General features: G+C 75.6%; 16 protein-coding genes. 9 read left to right on the forward strand and 7 right to left on the reverse strand.

Annotated elements, in window-relative coordinates; genetic code table 11:
* Window positions 1-13 precede the first annotated feature (13 nt).
* A complete protein-coding gene (locus QP090_RS32465) occupies window positions 14-1,762 on the reverse strand; it encodes a sensor histidine kinase (protein ID WP_285943477.1) in 1,749 nt (582 codons plus the stop codon).
* A gap of 125 nt (window positions 1,763-1,887) precedes the next feature.
* Between QP090_RS32465 and QP090_RS32470 the strand changes: the two genes are divergently transcribed.
* From QP090_RS32470 to QP090_RS32485, 4 genes are all read left to right on the forward strand, one after another.
* The gene (locus tag QP090_RS32470; protein WP_285943478.1) at window positions 1,888-3,270 is read left to right on the forward strand and encodes a sensor histidine kinase; all 1,383 of its coding nucleotides are present in this window, start codon (window positions 1,888-1,890) and stop codon (window positions 3,268-3,270) included.
* Window positions 3,267-3,932 (forward strand): response regulator, encoded by a 666-nt coding sequence (locus tag QP090_RS32475; RefSeq protein WP_285943479.1) that lies wholly within the window; start codon window positions 3,267-3,269, stop codon window positions 3,930-3,932. The genes QP090_RS32470 and QP090_RS32475 overlap by 4 nt, the downstream gene beginning before the upstream one ends.
* 90 nt (window positions 3,933-4,022) lie before the next feature.
* Window positions 4,023-4,658, forward strand: a complete 636-nt coding sequence (locus QP090_RS32480; protein WP_285943480.1) for an RNA polymerase sigma factor — start codon at window positions 4,023-4,025, stop codon at window positions 4,656-4,658.
* Window positions 4,655-5,467 carry a methylated-DNA--[protein]-cysteine S-methyltransferase gene (locus QP090_RS32485; RefSeq protein WP_285943481.1) on the forward strand — a complete coding sequence of 271 codons (813 nt, stop codon included), beginning with the start codon at window positions 4,655-4,657 and terminating at the stop codon, window positions 5,465-5,467. The genes QP090_RS32480 and QP090_RS32485 overlap by 4 nt, the downstream gene beginning before the upstream one ends.
* A gap of 91 nt (window positions 5,468-5,558) precedes the next feature.
* Here the strand turns inward: QP090_RS32485 and QP090_RS32490 are convergent, their stop codons facing one another.
* The 3 genes from QP090_RS32490 to QP090_RS32500 are packed head-to-tail and all read right to left on the reverse strand — an operon-like array spanning window position 5,559 to window position 7,400.
* Window positions 5,559-5,924 carry a TraR/DksA family transcriptional regulator gene (locus tag QP090_RS32490; RefSeq protein ID WP_285943838.1) on the reverse strand — a complete coding sequence of 122 codons (366 nt, stop codon included), beginning with the start codon at window positions 5,922-5,924 and terminating at the stop codon, window positions 5,559-5,561.
* A 41-nt stretch (window positions 5,925-5,965) separates the two neighbouring features.
* Entirely contained in the window at window positions 5,966-6,592 is a 627-nt protein-coding gene (locus QP090_RS32495; RefSeq protein ID WP_285943482.1) for an IMPACT family protein, read from the reverse strand.
* 22 nt (window positions 6,593-6,614) lie between these two features.
* Complete coding sequence (locus tag QP090_RS32500; RefSeq protein ID WP_285943483.1) at window positions 6,615-7,400, reverse strand: HAD-IIA family hydrolase; 786 nt, start codon at window positions 7,398-7,400, stop codon at window positions 6,615-6,617.
* Between the two features lie 155 nt (window positions 7,401-7,555).
* Between QP090_RS32500 and QP090_RS32505 the strand changes: the two genes are divergently transcribed.
* The 3 genes from QP090_RS32505 to QP090_RS32515 all read left to right on the forward strand — a co-directional run bounded on the left by QP090_RS32505 (window position 7,556) and on the right by QP090_RS32515 (window position 10,463).
* A complete protein-coding gene (locus tag QP090_RS32505) occupies window positions 7,556-9,238 on the forward strand; it encodes a class I adenylate-forming enzyme family protein (protein ID WP_349666526.1) in 1,683 nt (560 codons plus the stop codon).
* A gap of 157 nt (window positions 9,239-9,395) precedes the next feature.
* Window positions 9,396-10,025 carry a GNAT family N-acetyltransferase gene (locus QP090_RS32510; protein ID WP_285943484.1) on the forward strand — a complete coding sequence of 210 codons (630 nt, stop codon included), beginning with the start codon at window positions 9,396-9,398 and terminating at the stop codon, window positions 10,023-10,025.
* 9 nt (window positions 10,026-10,034) lie between these two features.
* Window positions 10,035-10,463, forward strand: coding sequence for a RidA family protein (locus tag QP090_RS32515; protein ID WP_285943485.1), 429 nt, complete (start codon window positions 10,035-10,037; stop codon window positions 10,461-10,463).
* Window positions 10,464-10,581: 118 nt separating this feature from the next.
* Here the strand turns inward: QP090_RS32515 and QP090_RS32520 are convergent, their stop codons facing one another.
* From QP090_RS32520 to QP090_RS32530, 3 genes are all read right to left on the reverse strand, one after another.
* Window positions 10,582-11,157, reverse strand: a complete 576-nt coding sequence (locus QP090_RS32520; RefSeq protein WP_285943486.1) for a TerD family protein — start codon at window positions 11,155-11,157, stop codon at window positions 10,582-10,584.
* A 170-nt stretch (window positions 11,158-11,327) separates the two neighbouring features.
* Window positions 11,328-13,169, reverse strand: a complete 1,842-nt coding sequence (locus QP090_RS32525; RefSeq protein ID WP_285943487.1) for an acyl-CoA dehydrogenase — start codon at window positions 13,167-13,169, stop codon at window positions 11,328-11,330.
* Window positions 13,169-14,278 carry an ACP S-malonyltransferase gene (locus QP090_RS32530; protein ID WP_285943488.1) on the reverse strand — a complete coding sequence of 370 codons (1,110 nt, stop codon included), beginning with the start codon at window positions 14,276-14,278 and terminating at the stop codon, window positions 13,169-13,171. The genes QP090_RS32525 and QP090_RS32530 overlap by 1 nt, the downstream gene beginning before the upstream one ends.
* A gap of 212 nt (window positions 14,279-14,490) precedes the next feature.
* Here QP090_RS32530 and QP090_RS32535 point away from each other — a divergent pair, with 212 nt between their 5' ends.
* The gene (locus QP090_RS32535; RefSeq protein ID WP_285943489.1) at window positions 14,491-15,564 is read left to right on the forward strand and encodes a 3-oxoacyl-ACP synthase III family protein; all 1,074 of its coding nucleotides are present in this window, start codon (window positions 14,491-14,493) and stop codon (window positions 15,562-15,564) included.
* Window positions 15,527-16,780 (forward strand): GNAT family N-acetyltransferase, encoded by a 1,254-nt coding sequence (locus QP090_RS32540; RefSeq protein WP_285943491.1) that lies wholly within the window; start codon window positions 15,527-15,529, stop codon window positions 16,778-16,780. The genes QP090_RS32535 and QP090_RS32540 overlap by 38 nt, the downstream gene beginning before the upstream one ends.
* The last annotated feature ends 19 nt before the right edge of the window (window positions 16,781-16,799 follow it).

Raw genomic sequence — 16,799 nt, forward strand, 5'->3', positions numbered from 1 at the left:
GGCGGCGGCGGGGTCAGCGGTCGTCGGGGTCGGTGGCGGGGTGCAGGACGTCCTTGGCGGCCAGGCGTCCCTGGACGAAGCACAGCCGGTACACCGCTCCGCTGCCGAGCAGGTTGGCGTCGCTGCGGTAGTAGCGGCAGTCGGCGCCTTGGGGTTCGGGGTTCCTGGCGCGGACGGTCCCGGCGTTCATCAGTTCCATGCGGGGCGTCGAGCGTTCGACGTCGGCGCGGGGGGCGCCGATCCGCAGGGCGGTGTAGCGGTCGGGGGACAGGGCCGAGATCGGGGTGACGACGATGTAGTAGGCGGCCATGACGGTGCCGAGCACGGTGATGAGGGCGGCGGGGACGGTGATGGCGGTAATGAGGCTGCGGCGGACCTGGCGGCGTTCGCGGGCCAGGCGCAGCGCCGATTCCGATTCGGGGGTGGTGGTCTCGCCGGGTGCGGTGGCGGGGTGGTGGTGTCCTGGGGTGGGCGGGCCGGTGGGGGTGTCGCCGGCGGGGGGCAGTTCGGCGGTGACGTGGAAGCCGCCGGAGGGGGTGGGGCCGGTGGTGAGTGTGCCGCCGGCCAGCCGGGCGCGTTCGGTGAGCCCGGTGAGCCCTCGTCCGCCGCGGCTGCCGGGTTCGCCGGTCTCGTCGGGGCGCTGGGGTGGGGCGTCGTTGACGACGGTGAGGGTGAGGGTGCCGTGGGCGTCGTGGGTCAGGCGGACGGTGACGGCGGCGCCTGGGGCGTGCTTGACGGCGTTGGTGATGGCTTCCTGGACGATGCGGTGCGCGGCCAGGCGGGCCATGGGCGCCAGGCGTGCGGGGGCGTCGTCACCGGTGAGGCGCACGGGGATGCCGGAGGCGCGGGCGCGGGCGATGAGGTCGGTGATGCTCTCGTGGGCGGGACGGATCGGAGCGGTGCCCGTGCCGGTGCCGGGGGGTGTGGGGTCCTCCCCCGGGTCGGTGGCCGCTGTGTCGGTGGCCGCTGTGCCGTCGGAGTCGGGCTGGAGCACGCCGATGATCTTTCTGAGCTGGTCGGTGGCGTCGGCGGCGCCCGCGCGGAGTTCGGCCGCGGCGGTGCGGTGCCGCTCGTCCAGGCCGGGGGCGACTTGGAGGGCGCCCGCGCGGACCGCGATGAGGACCAGTTCGTGGCCGAGGGAGTCGTGCATGTCCTGGGCGATGCGGGCGCGTTCGCGGAGCCGTTCGCGTTCGGCGATGATCTGCTGTTCGCGTTCCAGGTGCTCGGCGCGTTCCCAGCCCGCGTGGACGAGTTCCTGGTACTGCCGCCAGTAGTGGCCGGCGAGCCAGGGCAGGACGCCGAGCAGCACCAGCCAGATGGTCAGTGGGAACCAGAGGGTGACGTCCGTGCCGCGGACCAGGTTGAGCATCGCTCCGGCGACGAAGACGGCGGTGAAGGCCCACAGCACCGGGCGGGAGCGGACCGTCCGCCGTCCCACCAGGTAGGACATCACGGGGAGGGCGAACGCGAAGTTGCCGTGCGCGGGGATGATCGCGAACACGGTGAGCAGGGCGGGCAGCGGCGCGGCGCGGCACAGTGCCACCGCGGCGGTGAGCAGCGCGAGCCCGGCCGCCTGTGCCCACCATCGCGGGTCGTCCGGGCGGGGCGGGATCATGTCGCCGGTCACGGGCGGGAACGCCAGCGCGGCCCACAGCAGCGCGTCGAGCCGGGCCGCGCGGCGGGTCGGGCGCCGTACTGCGTCCCGCAGCGCCGCGGGCGCCGTGCGGCGGGGGGACCGGACGGGGGGCGCCGAGTCGTTCACGCGCCCCACGTTACAAGCGTGGTGAGCTGCGTCGACACTGTCGAAAGTCAGGGATCGGCGGGGGCTGCCGGGCATACGATGAGTGCCGGGCGGTATGGGCGAATCCGCCGTTTTACGCTGAGGCGGTGAGTATGCCCACATCCGGTCCCCCGCGCGGCGTCGGCGGGCCGCGCGGCCGGTGGTGGCCGCGCGGGTTCGCGGGCGACGTCGCGCTGGCCGCCGCGGCGGCGGTGATCACGCTGGTGATGTCGTGGGCGGCGGCGCGGCCCGGGGACGCGCCGATCTGGCCGGGCGGGGTGTTGCTGATCCTGGTCGGGACGGTACCGCTGGTGTTCCGGCGCCGGCGTCCGATCCTGGTGCTGGTGGTGTCGGGCCTGGTGGCGCCGCTGTACTACCCGATGGGGTATCCCGACGGGCCGCTGGCCTTCGTGTTCCTGGTGGCGCTGTTCAATGCGGCGCTGGAGTGCCGGCTGGTGGTGGCGCTGGGCGCGATCGTCGCGATCGACGTCGCGTTCGTCGTCGCCGGGCTGCTGCGCGACGCCGATCCGGGTCGTCGGAGCCCGGTCGTGGACTCGGGGGCGGTCGCGAGCCTCAGCGCGTTCCTGGTGGGCACGGTCGCGCTCGGCCAGTACGTGCGGGACCGGCGGGCCCGGATCCTGGCGGCCGAGCTGCGCGCCGCCGAGGCCGAGCGGGGCCGTGAGGAGGAGGCGCGGCGGCGCGCGACCGAGGAGCGGCTGCGGATCGCGCGGGAGCTGCACGACGTGCTCGCCCACCAGATCTCGCTGATCAACGTGCAGGCGGGTGCGGCGCTGTTCCGGCGCGACGACCCGGCGCAGGCCTACGCCTCGCTGGAGGCGATCAAGGTGGCGAGCAAGGTGACGCTGCGGGAGCTGCGCGGGGTGCTGGGGGTGCTGCGGCAGGTCGACCAGGACGGGGCGGGGGGCGGGCCTCCGGTCGCGCCCGCGCCGTCGCTGGTGCGGCTCGGGGAGCTGCTGGAGCGGGCCTCGGCGGCCGGGCTGAGGGTCCGCCTCGCCGGTGATCTGGCTCCCCCGGCCCGGCCCGCTCCCGGCGAGCCGGGCCCCGAACCCGAACCCGAGGTCGGGGCGGGGGCCGGGGCGGGGGCGGGAGCCGGGGTCGAGGGGGTGGCCGGGGGTGGGGCGTTGGCCGCGTTCGAGGTGCTGGCGGGGTTGCCGGCGCCGGTCGACCTGGCGGGGTACCGGATCGTGCAGGAGGCGCTGACCAACGCGCTGCGGCACGCGGGGGCGGCGGCCGTCACGGTCGGTGTCCGCCGGACGGCCGAGGCGGTGGTCGTGCAGGTCGACGACGACGGGACCGGGCCGTCCGATCCGGACGCGGTGGTCCACGGGAACGGGCTGCGCGGGATGCGGGAGCGCGCCGCCGCGGCGGGTGGGGAGCTGACCGCCGGGCCGGGCCCGGCGGGCGGGTTCCGGGTATGGGCACGGCTGCCGCTCGGCGGGCCGGCCGGACAGACGAGGGAGATCATGTGATCCGGGTTGTGCTGGCCGACGACCAGACGCTGGTGCGGGCGGGGTTCCGCTCGATCCTGGAGGGCGAGGACGACATCGAGATCGTCGCCGAGGCCGGGGACGGGGAGCAGGCGGTCCGGCTGGCCGCCGAGCTGCGCCCCGACGTGGTGCTGATGGACATCCGGATGCCGGTGCTGGACGGCCTGGAGGCGACCCGGCGGATCACGACCGACGCCCGGCTGGAGGCGGTCCGGGTGGTGATCTTGACGACGTTCGACCTGGACGACTATGTGTACGGCGCGATTAAGGCCGGGGCCAGCGGGTTCCTGGTCAAGGACACCGAGCCGACCGAGCTGATCCACGGGGTGCGGGTGGTGGCGCGCGGCGACGCGCTGCTGGCGCCCACGGTGACCCGGCGGCTCATCGCCGAGTTCGCGTCCAGGATCACCGCCCCGCCGCCGGCGGTCGAGCTGAACGCCCTCACCGACCGCGCGCGCGAGGTGCTGGAGCTGGTCGCGGCGGGGCTGTCGAACGAGGAGATCGCCGCGCGGCTGGTGCTCAGCCCCGCGACGGCCAAGACCCACGTCAGCCGTATCCTGTCCAAGCTGGGGGCGCGCGACCGCGCGCAGCTCGTGGTCCTGGCCTACGAGACCGGGGTGATCCGCCCCGGCTGGCTGAACTGACCCGCCCGGGTACGCCCCCGCCCCCAGGGGACCGCACGGGACGGGACGCCGCGGCGCAACCTGGCGAGGCCCGGCGGTGTTGGAGACTATGTGACGGTAACGGACGAAGTTCTCACCCCGGTGACCGAGCCCGAACTCGAGCCCGGGGCCGAGCCGGGGGCCGCCCCGGTGGGCGACGCGGTCGTGGCCGCGCTCGCCGACGATCTGGACGCCGGGTTCGCCGCCCTGTACGAGGCGTACCGAGGCGCGGTGTTCTCCTCGGCACTGCGGCTGTGCGGGCGCCGGGCCGAGGCCGAGGACCTGGCGGCCGAGGCGTTCCTGCGCGCCTACCGGGCGCTGTGCGGCTACGGGCCGGGCCGGATCGCCGAGCTGCGGCCGCGGGCCTGGCTGATGACGATCCTGATGAACGTGTGGCGCAACAACCTGCGCACCGCGGCGCGGCGGCCTGCATCCGGGCCGCTGGAGGAGGCGCCCGACCCCGCCGATCCCGGCCAGGACGTCGAGGGCGCCGCGGCCCGGCACGAGACCGGCCGGGAGCTGGCCGGGCTGCTGGGCGAGTTGCCCGAGGCGCAGCGCGCCGCGGTCGTGCTCCGGCACGTCGCCGACCTGCCCGTCGCCGAGATCGCCACGGTGCTGGACGTTCCGGTCGGCACCGTCAAATCCCACATCTCCCGGGGCCTGGCCCGGCTCCGCACGCTGCACGCCACCCGAGGGGGCACCTCATGACGCGTTTCGACCCGCCCACCCGCGACCCGAACCCCGGCACCGGTGAGGGCGGCTTCGGGCACGACCCGCTCACCGCCGGGCTGGCCGCACTGGCCACCGACGCGCCCGCCGCGCTGCTGGACCGCATCGCCGCGCGCCGCGTCCAGGTCCCCGGTCCGCTGGACGGCCTGCACGTCGCCTTCACCGACCACGGCGTCGCGTTCGTCCGCGCCGGGGTGGACGAGCGCGAGTTCGCCGCCGAGTTCCGGGCGCGGTTCGCCCGGCCGCTGCTGCCGGCGGGCCGTACGCCCGCCGGGCTGCTGCCGGCGCTGCGCAGCGGCAGGCTCGGCGGGCTGCGGCTGGACCTGCGGGGGCTGAGCGAGTTCGAGGCGGCGGTGCTGCGCGCCACCGCGACGATCCCCCGTGGGCAGACCCGCCCCTACGCGTGGGTGGCGCGTCAGGCGGGCCGCCCGAAGGCCGTGCGTGCGGCGGGATCGGCCCTCGGCCGCAACCCGGTGCCGCTGCTGATCCCCTGCCACCGCGTCACCCGCTCGGACGGCTCCCCCGGCCAGTACGTGTTCGGCGCGTCCGCCAAGGAGTGGCTGCTGCGGGCCGAGGACGTCGATCTCGACGCGGTCGCCGGGTTCGCCCGGGAGGGCGTGTTCTTCCTCGGCAGCGACACCACCGGCATCGTGTGCTACCCCACCTGCGGCGACGCGCGCCGCATCACGCCTGCGCACCGGCGCGGGTTCCGCACGGTCGCCGCCGCCGAGGCCGCCGGGTACCGTCCCTGCCTGCGCTGCCGTCCCGGCCTGGCCGTGCCCGCCTGACCGGCAGTGCCGAACCGGCGGCGCCGAACCGTCCGGCGAAACCGGGCTCGACGGAGCGGGACGGCCGGACGGCCGCACGGAGCGGGCGGGTTCAGGCCCGCCTGGACGCGCAGGCGATGCAGCGGGACGCCTCGGGGCGGGCCTCCAGGCGTCCCGCGCCGATCTGCGCGCCGCATTCGGCGCACCGGCCGTAGGTGCCCTCCTCCAGGCGCGCGGCGGCGCCGTCCAGGTCCCGCAGCCGCCGTTCGGCGCCCGCGAGCAGGCTCTCCACGTGGGCGCGCTCGAATCCGAGCGTGACGCCCTCGGGGTCGTGCTCGTCGTCGACCGCGACCAGCGACGCCGACTCCACGATCCCCGCGCGGTCGCGCGCCAGCGCGCCGATCCGCGCCAGCGTCCGCTCGCGCTCGGCGGCCAGCACCGCGCGCACCCTCTCCCGATCGATCCCCGACTCCCCCATGACCAGCACGAACCCGTTGATCTCGCCCGCGCATTCCCGGCTCAGTCCTCGACCGGCACCTCGACGTGGCCGGCGGCGCCGCGCCGCACCCGTGCGCGGCCCGCGGTGACCTCGGCGGCCCACGCCTCGAACTCCTCCAGCCCGGGCGCCGGGACCGGCACGTCGGCCTCCACGCCCGCGCCGTAGCGGACGTCGGAGGGGAGCGGGCCGCGGGCGTGGAGGTCGCCCAGGAACCGGCCGGCCAGCGCGTGCTCCACGGCCACCGTGACCGTCACCACCGGCCTCAGCTCCACCAGCCCGACCGCGTCGATCGCGCCGGCCACCGCCCGCCCGTAGGCGCGCACCAGGCCGCCCGCGCCGAGCTTCACGCCGCCGAAGTGCCGGGTGACCACCGCCACGGTGTCGGTCAGGCCGCGGCGCACCAGCACCTCCAGCATCGGGATCCCCGCGGTGCCGGCGGGCTCGCCGTCGTCGCTGCTCTTGGTGATCTCGCCGTGCCCGCCCAGCACGTAGGCGGTGCAGTTGTGGGTGGCGTCGCGGTGCGCCTTGCGGTGCCCGGCCAGGAACGCGGCGGCCTCGGCCTCGCCGTGTGCGCGGGCCAGCGTGCACACGAAGCGGGACTTGCGGATCTCCAGTGCGTGCGAGCCCGCCTCCCTGATCATGCGCATCGCCGGGGTGCTCCTTCGGATGTCAGCCGTCGATCATGCCGATGACATCGGCGATGGAGGCCAGCACGTGGGAGGGGCGGAACGGGAACCGCTCGACCTGCTCCCGGCGGGTCACGCCGGTCAGCACCAGGATGGTCTCCAGGCCGGCCTCCACGCCCGCGACGATGTCGGTGTCCATCCGGTCGCCGATCATCGCGGTGCTCTCGCTGTGCCCGCCGACCACGTTCAGCGCGCTGCGCATCATCAGCGGGTTCGGCTTGCCGACGAAGTAGGGCTCCACCCCGGTCGCCTTGGTGATCATCGCGGCGACCGCGCCGGTCGCCGGGAGCGAGCCCTCCAGGGACGGGCCGATCGGGTCGGGGTTGGTCGCCACGAACCGGGCGCCGCGGTCGATCAGCCGGATCGCGCGGGTGATGGAGGAGAAGCTGTAGGTGCGGGTCTCGCCGAGCACCACGTAGTCGGGGTCCAGGTCGGTCAGCACGTACCCGGCCTCGTGCAGCGCGGTGGTCAGGCCCGCCTCGCCGATCACGTACGCCGATCCCTCGGGCCGCTGGTCGGCCAGGAACCGGGCGGCGGCCAGCGCCGAGGTCCAGATCGCCTCGGGCGGCACCTCCAGCCCGATCGCCGACAGCCGGGCCGACAGGTCCCGCCGCGTGTAGATCGAGTTGTTGGTGAGGATGAGGAACGGCTTGCCGGAGGCCGACAGCCGCCGGACGAACTCGTCGGCGCCGGGGACGGGCCGGCCCTCGTGCACGAGCACCCCGTCCATGTCCGACAGCCAGTACTCGATGGGCTTGCGCTCGGTCATGCCCCCTATTGTCGCAGGTTGGGAGCGGCGTCGGGCGGGGGTGCGGCGCGGCCGTTGACCGGCGGCCGGGCCGAATCGTAGATTCGCCCCACGGTGTGCCGATCACCTTCGGCGGACGGCCACGGGACGGACACCGTGATCGCCGGAGGTGCGCAGTGCGGAGCATCGCTGAGGTGCGGGCGGCCATCACCGCTCCGGGGCAGCCGTTCGAGATGGACGAGATCGACGTCCGCGGCGTGCGGACCCGGGTCTGGAAGCACGGTCCCGGCACGCTCCGGGACGTCCTGGAGGGGTCGCTGGCCCACGGCGACGCGCCGTTCCTGGTCTACGGGGACGAGCGGACGAGCTTCGCCGCGCACCACGCGCGGGTCGCGGTGTTCGCGCGCCGGCTGATCGAGCGGTACGGGATCGGGAAGGGCGACCGTGTCGCGATCGCGATGCGCAACTATCCCGAGTGGCCGGTGGTGTTCTTCGCCGCCGCGGTGGCGGGCGCCGTCGTCGTTCCGCTCAACGCCTGGTGGAGCGCCGCCGAGCTGGAGTACGGGCTGCGCGACAGCGGTGCCCGGCTGCTGGTCGCCGACGCCGAGCGCGCCCGGCGGCTGGCGCCGGCGCTGCCCGGCCTGGGCGTCCCGGTGATCGTGGTGCGTGGCGGCGGGCCGCCGGTGCCGGGTACCGAGGCGTTCGGGGACGTGCTCGGCGAGGTCCCCGGGGGCGCCGCGCTGCCCGCGGTGCCGCTGGACCCCGAGGACGACGCCACGATCTTCTACACCTCCGGGACCACCGGCCGCGCCAAGGGCGCGCTCGGCACCCACCGCAACATCGCCGGCACTCCCTTCAACCTCGCCTACGGGACGCTGTCGGCCGGGGTCCGCGCGGGCCGGCCGCTGGCCGAGCTGATGGCCCCCGGGCCGCGCGTCACGCTGCTGAGCGTCCCGTTCTTCCACGTGACCGGCTGCCATTCGGTCCTGGTGGGCAGCGCCGTCCAGGGCGGCACCGTGGTGCTGATGCACAAGTGGGACGCGGGGCGGGCGCTGGAGCTCATCGAGCGCGAGCGCGTCACCGCGTTCGGCGGGGTGCCGAGCATGGCCTGGCAGGTGCTCACCCATCCGCGGTTCGGCGAGCACGACACCTCCAGCCTCACCGGCGTCAGCTACGGCGGCGCGCCCGCGCCCCCGGCGCTGGTCGACACGATCGGCGACCGGCTGCCCGAGCGCGTTCCGGGCAACGGCTACGGGCTCACCGAGACCTCGTCGGTCACCACCTACAACAGCGGCGCGAACTACCTGGAGCGTCCCGGCAGCGTGGGGCCTCCGGTCGCGGTGTGCGACGTCAGGGTGGTCGGGGCGGCGGGTGAGGACCTGCCGGACGGTGAGGTCGGCGAGCTGCTGATCAGGGGGCCCAACGTCATCAAGGGCTACTGGAACAGGCCCGAGGCGACCGGACGGGCGTTCGAGGGCGGCTGGTTCCGCAGCGGCGACCTGGCCAGGGTCGACGCCGACGGGTTCGTCTACATCGTCGACCGCGCCAAGGACATGCTCATCCGCGGCGGCGAGAACGTGTACTGCGCCGAGGTCGAGGCCGCGCTCTACGAGCATCCCGCGGTGCTCGACTGCGCGGTCATCGGCGTCCCCCACCAGGTCCTCGGTGAGGAGGTCGGCGCCGTGGTGCGGCTGCGTCCCGGCGCCGCCGCCACGCCCGCCGCGCTCCGGGAGTTCCTCGCCGGGCGGATCGCGTCGTTCAAGGTGCCCGCGCACCTGTGGTTCCGGGAGGGGGAGTTGCCCCGCAACCCCGGGGGGAAGCTCCTCAAGACCCGCCTGCGCGCCGAACTGCTCGGCTGACCCGCCCCCGGGCGGGCGCGCCGCGGATGCGCCCGCGGATGCGCCGTGGGCCAGGCCGTGGATGCGCGGTGCGGTCCCCCGCGCCCGCGGGGAGACGGCGCGGGGGCGGCGTCCCGGCGTGCGCCGCGCGTCGGGACGTGCCTACAGTGGCCATCAAATGATCGCTGAAGACATCGCGGTGAGACCCGCGACCGCACAGGACCTGCCCGCCATCGCCGACACCCTCGCCGAGGCGTTCCACGACTACGCCTGGATGCGCTGGACGGTCGCCGCCGGCGACCACACCCGCCGCGTGCGGGCGTTGCAGCTCTACTTCACCGAGCGCATCGGGCTGCCCCACGGCCGCGTCTGGGTCGCCGGCGGCCACGGCGCCGTCAACGCGGTGTCGGTGTGGACCACGCCCGCGACGGTGGTCCCGGCGGAGTTGTTCACCGCGCCCGAGCTCGCCGAGCTGCACGGGGACCGCGCGGCGCAGGCGCATGCGGCCGATCAGGCCGTGGCGCCGTACCGGCCGGTGACCCCGGCGTGGTTCCTGGCGACCATCGGGGTGCGGCGCGGCCATCAGGGGCGCGGGCTCGGCGGCGCGGTGCTGCGTCCGGGGCTGGCCGAGGCCGACCGTGAGGGCCGTCCCGTCTATCTAGAGACCGCCTCCGAGAGCAACGTGCGCTTCTATCGGCGGTACGGCTTCGAGGTCACCGCCGAGACCGACGTTCCCGACGGCGGACCGCACGCCTGGTGCATGACCCGCCCCGCGCGCGCCCCGGGCCCCGAGGGCGCCGGGCGGTAGGTTGATCATGTGAGCGAGAGCAATGCGCCCGGCGGCGCCGGCATCCGCCAGATCAACGCCCCCGGCCTCGCGCCGGGCCGCGGCTACAGCCATGCCGTCTCCGTCGACGTGCCCGGCCGCCTGGTCGTGCTCAGCGGGCAGATCGCGGTGGACGGTGCCGGCGAGCTCGTCGGGGCGGGCGACGTGGCCGCGCAGACCCGGCAGGTGTTCACCAACCTGGAGGCGGCGCTGACCGCCGCCGGAGCCGGCTGGGAGCACGTCGTCAGGATCGGCTACTTCCTGCGCGACGCGCGGCACGCCGGTGTGGTGCGTTCCGTCCGTGACGAGATGCTTCCGGTCGGCGTCACACCCGCGGCGTCCCTGGTCGAGGTGTCCGGCCTCGTCCGCGAGGGCCTGCTGATCGAGGTCGAGGCCCTCGCGGTGGTCCCCCTGACCTGACCGGCCTGGCCCGCCTCTTGGGCCGGGCCCGCCTCTTGGGCCGGCGCGCAAGGGGGCGGCCCGGCGCCGGGCGCCGGGCCGCCCCCTGGAACGCGCCGGTCGGACGCGTGCCGGTGGATCAGACGTTCACCCCGAAGTCGGACGCGATGCCCGACAGGCCGGAGGCGTAGCCCTGGCCGACCGCGCGGAACTTCCACTCGGCGCCGTTGCGGTACAGCTCGCCGAAGACCATGGCGGTCTCGGTGGAGGCGTCCTCGGACAGGTCGTAGCGGGCCAGCTCGCTGTTGTCGGCCTGGTTGACCACGCGGATGAAGGCGTTGCGGACCTGCCCGAAGCTCTGCTGGCGGCCGTCGGCGTCGTAGATCGACACCGGGAACACGATCTTGGCGACCTCGGCCGGCACGCCGGCCAGGTTCACCTTGATCGCCTCGTCGTCGCCCTCGCCCTCGCCGGTCAGGTTGTCGCCGGTGTGCTCGACGCTGCCGTCCGGGCTCTTCAGGTTGTTGAAGAACACGAAGTGCTGGTCTGACAGCACCTTGTTCTCGGCCGAGCACAGCAGGGCGCTGGCGTCCAGGTCGAAGTCGGTGCCGGTGGTGGTGCGCACGTCCCAGCCCAGACCCACCACGACCGCGGTCAGTCCGGGAGCCTCCTTGCTCAACGAGACGTTGCCGCCCTTGTTCAGACTGACTCCCACTGTGTCTACCTCCGTATCGGGCTCGCGCGGCCCGATTCGGCCGCGCGGTCTGTAACGAGAACGGTAGCCACCCGGCGCTGGTTCCCCGGGCTCCTTGTGAAAGTACGGGCGTGGCGTGCGCGGACCCGGCCCCGCGGGCACCGGATCGGCCGCAGGGTGGGGCCTGCGGGTCAAGTCTCAGTGACCCACCGGGCCGGGGCGGTGATCTCGGGGGGCAGCTCGAACGCGGCGGCGAGCCCGGCGGCGTGCGGCGCCAGTTCGTCGCACACGCGGCGGCGCAGTTCCCACACCCGGTCCAGGGTGCCCGGCGCGATGATCCCCTCGTTGAGCAGGATCCCGGCGCGGCGTTCCATCCATCCGAGGGCGTACAGGGTCAGCACCTGCCGCAGGACGCCCTTGTGGGCGGTGTGCGCGGCGGCCAGGATCTCCAGGACGATGCGGTCGGCGTGGGCCGTCGCGGTGCGGGTGGCCAGGGCGAGGTTGTCGTTCCAGGCGGTGAAGGCGTCCTGTCCGCCGCGCCGGCCGGCGGCGACCCGGTCGGCCAGGCGCCGCCGCAGGCGCCGTTCGCAGCCGCCGGCCAGGTGCAGCCACATCGGCGGTGAGGTCAGGTCGCCGTCGCCGGGGGGCTGGTCGGCGGTGTGCGGTGGCGTGTACCGGTCCAGGTCGGCCATGGCCCGCGCGGTGTCGAACAGGATGAGCTCGTTGTCGCCGCCGGCGTTGGTGTAGGCGTGGGCGAGGCCGCGGTAGCCGTTGAGGCGGTCGTTGGCGGCGAAGCCGGGGGCGCCGCTGTGGACGCGGCACAGCGACACCGTCTCCTGGGCCTGGAGGGTCGCGGCGGTCTTGAGGAGGGCCAGGTCGCGGTCGACCGCCGACCACGGCGCCCATGCCGTCGACGGGCCCGCCCCGGGTGGGGGTGCCGGCCCGTCCGGTGCGGTGGGGGCGTCGGCGGAGGTGCGGCGCGCCTTGACGTGCCCGGCGACGGCGGTCAGCGCGTAGGCGGAGGCGAGCGCGCCCAGGATCGCCTCCTGCTGGTTGCGGTAGTCGGTGAGGGGGCGGCGCGGTGCGAGGCGGCCGAGGGTGGGGCGTCCGGTGGAGTGGGCCAGCAGCGCCGCCGCCGACGCGCGGGTGATCGCGGCGGACGCGGCGATGACCGCGCGCCATACCGCGGGGGCGATGCCCATCGAGCGGGTCAGGCGGGCCGCGGGGTCGCCTGCCGGGTCGTGGAAGGCGCCGTCGTCGCCGATGCCGGCGCCGTCGCGCAGCCACGCCTCGTGCGGCAGCCGCAGGCCGTCGAGGTGGACGGCGGCGTAGTCGACCTGGAGGCCGCCGGTCTCGGGGGCGGGGACGATCCGGACGCCTTCGGGGACCTGGCCATCGGGGCCGCGGAGCGGGGCGACGAACACGAACACGCCTCGTTCGAGGCCGCCGTGGACGAGGGTGGCGTATACGGCGGCGGTCTTGGGGATCTGCGGGTGGGCGCTGTTGGTGGGGAACTTGGCGGCCTCGGCGTCGGGGGTGGACAGCACGAACCCGCCGGTCCCGGGATCGTGGCGGGCCAGGGTGCGGGGCGACAGGTGGCTGTTGCTGCGGCCGACCTCGGTCATCAGCAGCGTCCCGAAGGAGGCCATCGTCTCCAGGTCGTCGCGGGCCTGCGCCGGGCCGCGCTGCCCGGCGCCGAACCGCAGGATCGGGCCGAGCGCCAGGGTGTAGTGCAGCAGCATGACGTGGAACAGCGCCGGGTCAGCGATCGCGGCGCGTTCCAGCAGGGCGCACAGGGCGGGCGGGTCGGCCAGCAGTTCGGGCGCGGGCGGCGCGGCGAGCCCGGCGCGGCGGAGCCGCGCGTAGGTGAGGGCCTGGTGCTCGCGGGCGGTGAGCCCGGCGGGGTAGCCGAAGAATTCCGGCGGGACGGCCTCGTCCAGCCGGGCGCGGGTCTTGGCGTCCAGGGAGTCGCCGCGGACCAGGCGCAGCAGGGCGGGGTCGGGGGTGGTGCCGGTGCCCATCACGGTGCCCATCACGGTGCTCCTGTCAGGTTCGGGGACGGGGGCGGGCCGGGGGCCGTGCCGGGCTGCGGGGCGGGGACCGTGTGGGGGGTGTGGTCTTGGTGTGGGGGGACGGGGGCGACTCCGGGCGCGGATTTGCCGGTCTGGGCGTGGTGGGTGCGCTCGCGCAGCGGCGTCAGCGTCTGCGCGCCGGGGATGGTGAGGCGGGCGCATGCGCACAGGGCGTTGCCCGCGCCGGCCTCGGTGAAGACGGTGGCGCCGTCGCGGGCCACGGCGCGCAGGGTCTCGGGGAGCCGTACCGGTTTGACGATGCAGTCGGCGAGGGCGCGGTGCAGGTCGTCGCCGTCGGTGTAGGCGCGGCCCCGGACCGGGGAGTGCACCCGTACCTCCAGGCCGCGCTGCGGGTAGTGGCGGATCCGCTCGTACCATTCGTCGTCGGCGCCGGCCATCGAGGGGTGGTGCGACAGGTAGGGGACGGCGAGGCGGACGGCGCGGACGCCGGAGCGGCGGGCGGCGTCCAGGACGTGGTCCAGGGGGGCGTCGGGGCCGCTGAGGACGGTCACCGACGGGGCGTTGAGGCAGGCGACGACGACGGAGGGTTCGGCGGCGAGGCCGATGCAGGCGCGGGCGCCGTCCTCGCCGGTCTCCAGCAGGCCCATGCCGCCGCCGGCGCCGCGGCGGGCCAGGACGTCGACGAGGCTGACGGCCATGCGGGCGCCGTCGGCGATGGAGAAGGCGCCGGCGCAGACCAGCGCGGCGATCTCCCCGAAGCTCTGCCCGACGGCGTGGGCGGGGGCGATGCCGGCCGCGCGCAGGACGCGGTCGACGGCGACCGAGGCACTGTAGGCGGCGAGCTGGGCGACGCCGGGGGCACGGGCGGCGGGGCGGTAGCGGTCGGGGTGCTCGAGCAGAATCGACCGCATCGGCGGCCGGCCGGGCGGGAGTCCTTCCTGGACCGCGTCCAGGACGTCGTGGACGATGCGGACGGCGGCGGGTCCGGAGCCGGCCAGGGCGTGCAGGTCGGGAGCGGCGGCCGACCCGGTGCCGGGGAACAGGAAGGCGCAGGCGGCGTCGGGTTCGAGGTCCTGGGTCCAGGCGGCGGACGTGGCGGCTGGGGACACGCGGTGTCTCCTTACCTCAGGGGAAGTCTCTCTTCTCTTATTGGATAAATGTCCCTTCACAAAGTGTCATGGATTAAAAGTCATGAAATGGGATTATTCACTCATGAGATCGGTCTGACAACCATCGGTGGCGTCTCAGCGCCGGATCCCGCCGAATCCGCCGACCGGCCGACGACACCACCGGCCCACCGGCCGGGCACAGGGAGCGACGCATGAGCACCGAGCAGCCGCCCGCACGGCACCCCTGGGCGATCCGCGGCACCGGATCCCACCTGCCCCGACGGCGGATCCCGAGCAGCGAGCTGTCGGTGGCGATGGGCCTTCCCCCCGGCTGGATCGAGGACCGCACCGGGATCCGGCACCGGCACGTCGCCGCCGCCGGGGAGGCCGCCTCCGACCTGGCCGCCGCCGCCGCGCGCACCGCGCTGCGCGCGGCCGGGCTCGGCCCCGGCGACATCGGCCTCATCGTGCTCGGCACCTCCACCCCCGACGAGCTCGGCCCCTCCACCGCCTGCCGCGTCCAGGCGCTGCTCGGCGCCCGCGGCGCCGCCGCGTTCGACGTCGCCGCCGCCTGCACCGGGTTCGTGTTCGGGCTCCAGACCGCGCTCGGCTGGCTGGCCACCCAGCGCGGCGCCGCCCCGAACGCGCTGGTGATCGGCGTGGAGGTCTACTCCCGGTTCCTCGACCCCGCCGACCGCAGCACCTCGGCGCTGTTCGGCGACGGCGCCGCCGCCGCCGTGGTCGGGCCCGTCCCACCGCCCTACGGCACCGGCCCGGTGACCCTCGGGTCCGACGGCACCCGCGCGGGCGACGTGCTGATCCCCGCCGGCGGGAGCCGCTCCCCCGCCAGCGCCGCGACGCTGGAGTCCCTCGGCCACACCATCAAGATGGACGCCAGGGCCGTCCGCGGCTTCATCACCGCGATCCTGCCCCGGCTGGTCGCCGACGCGGCGGGCGCCGCCGGCGTCGAACCCGCCGACCTGGCCCTGGTCGTCCCGCACCAGCCCAACCCCCTGCTGGTCGCCTCGCTCGCCGGGGCGGCCGGCCTGAACCCCGGCCAGATGGTCATCGCCGGGCACGACGTCGGCAACATCGGCGCCGCCAGCCTCCCCTACGCCCTGGACCGCGCCGTCCGCACCCGCGGGATCGCGGCCGGCGAGCTGGTCCTGCTGGCCGGGTTCGGCGCCGGACTGACCTGGGCGCACACCGTGATCGCCTGGCCGCCCGGCCCCGGTAGCGTTGAGAACCATGACGCAGCCAGACATCGAGATCCGGATCGCCGGTGAGCGCGAGTCGGCCGCCTGGGTGAACGCGCTCAGGACCGCGTTCCTGTCACCGCCGGTCGCGCCGGAGGACGCCGCCGCCTGGTGGCGCCACAGAGCCGACCCCGGCCGCCTGCTCGGCGCCTGGGAGGGCGACCGCTGCGTCGGCGTGCTGCGCGGCGTCCCCCTGGAGCTGACCGTCCCCGGCGGCGCGGCCCTGCCCGCCGACGGCATCGCCCACATCGCCGTGCTGTCCACCCACCGCCGCCGCGGGATCCTCACCCGGATGCTGGAGACCGGCCTGGCGCGCGCCCGCGACCGCGGCGACGCCCTGGCCGCGCTGTGCTCCTCCGAGCACCGCATCTACGGCCGCTTCGGGTTCGGGCACGCCGCCCGCTCCAGCGGCCTGACCATCGACGTGCCCCGCTCGGGCGGCCTGCGACCCGGCATCGGCCAGACCCCCGGCCGCGTCGACCTGGCCGACCTCGCCGACCTCGCCGAGATCGGCCCCGCGCTACACGACCGCGTCCGCGCCGCCCGGCACGGCGCCGTCAGCCGCCCGCCGCGGCACTGGCTGTACGCCACCGGCGAGGCCGTCGACGCCGGCCACACCTTCACCCCTCCGTTCGTCGCGGTCCACCGCGACCCCGCCGGGCGCGCCACCGGCGTGATGACCTACCGCACCCAGGTGCGGTGGAGCGGCGGCGACCCCGACGGGACCCTCACCGTCGACGACGTCCTGGCCACCGGCCCCGGCGCCGCCGCCGCGCTGTGGCGGCACGCGCTCCAGGCCGACTGGGTCCGCACCGTGACCGTCCGCAACCTCGCGCCCGACGACCCGCTCCCGCTGTGGCTGCGCAACCCCCGCGCCGCCGAGTGGACCGGGGACCAGGCCGAGGACATGTGGCTGCGCGTCCTGGACGCGCCGCGCGCGTTCGCCGCCCGCACCTACGACGTCCCCGGCCGCACCGTCCTGGACGTCGCCGACCCCCAGGGCCATGTCGCGGGCCGCTGGCTGCTGGACACCGCCGCCGACGGCACCGGCGCCCTGACGCCCACCACCGCCGACCCCGACCTGGCGCTGGACGCCTCGGCCCTGGCCGCGCTCTACCTCGGCGGCCGGACCGTCCCGCGCCTGGCCGCGGCGGGCCTGGTCGAGGAGCTGCGCCCCGGCGCCGCCGCCCGCGCCGGCCTCCAGCTCCGCACCGCACTGGCGCCCTGGACCCCCGACATGATCTGACACCGCCCCGGCCCGCGGC

It is taken from the genome of Actinomadura xylanilytica (assembly GCF_030283145.1).
In the GTDB taxonomy this organism is placed as follows: Bacteria; Actinomycetota; Actinomycetes; order Streptosporangiales; family Streptosporangiaceae; genus Spirillospora; species Spirillospora xylanilytica.

Bases quoted from the DNA above. Each gene is read 5' to 3' on its own strand.
- QP090_RS32485 (WP_285943481.1), top strand. From the start codon at position 4,655: ATGACGCGTTTCGACCCGCCCACCCGCGACCCGAACCCCGGCACCGGT.
- QP090_RS32535 (WP_285943489.1), top strand. From the start codon at position 14,491: ATGAGCACCGAGCAGCCGCCCGCACGGCACCCCTGGGCGATCCGCGGC.
- QP090_RS32500 (WP_285943483.1), bottom strand. From the start codon at position 7,400: ATGACCGAGCGCAAGCCCATCGAGTACTGGCTGTCGGACATGGACGGG.
- QP090_RS32495 (WP_285943482.1), bottom strand. From the start codon at position 6,592: ATGCGCATGATCAGGGAGGCGGGCTCGCACGCACTGGAGATCCGCAAG.
- QP090_RS32540 (WP_285943491.1), top strand. From the start codon at position 15,527: ATGACGCAGCCAGACATCGAGATCCGGATCGCCGGTGAGCGCGAGTCG.
- QP090_RS32490 (WP_285943838.1), bottom strand. From the start codon at position 5,924: ATGGGGGAGTCGGGGATCGATCGGGAGAGGGTGCGCGCGGTGCTGGCC.
- QP090_RS32525 (WP_285943487.1), bottom strand. From the start codon at position 13,169: ATGGGCACCGTGATGGGCACCGGCACCACCCCCGACCCCGCCCTGCTG.
- QP090_RS32510 (WP_285943484.1), top strand. From the start codon at position 9,396: ATGATCGCTGAAGACATCGCGGTGAGACCCGCGACCGCACAGGACCTG.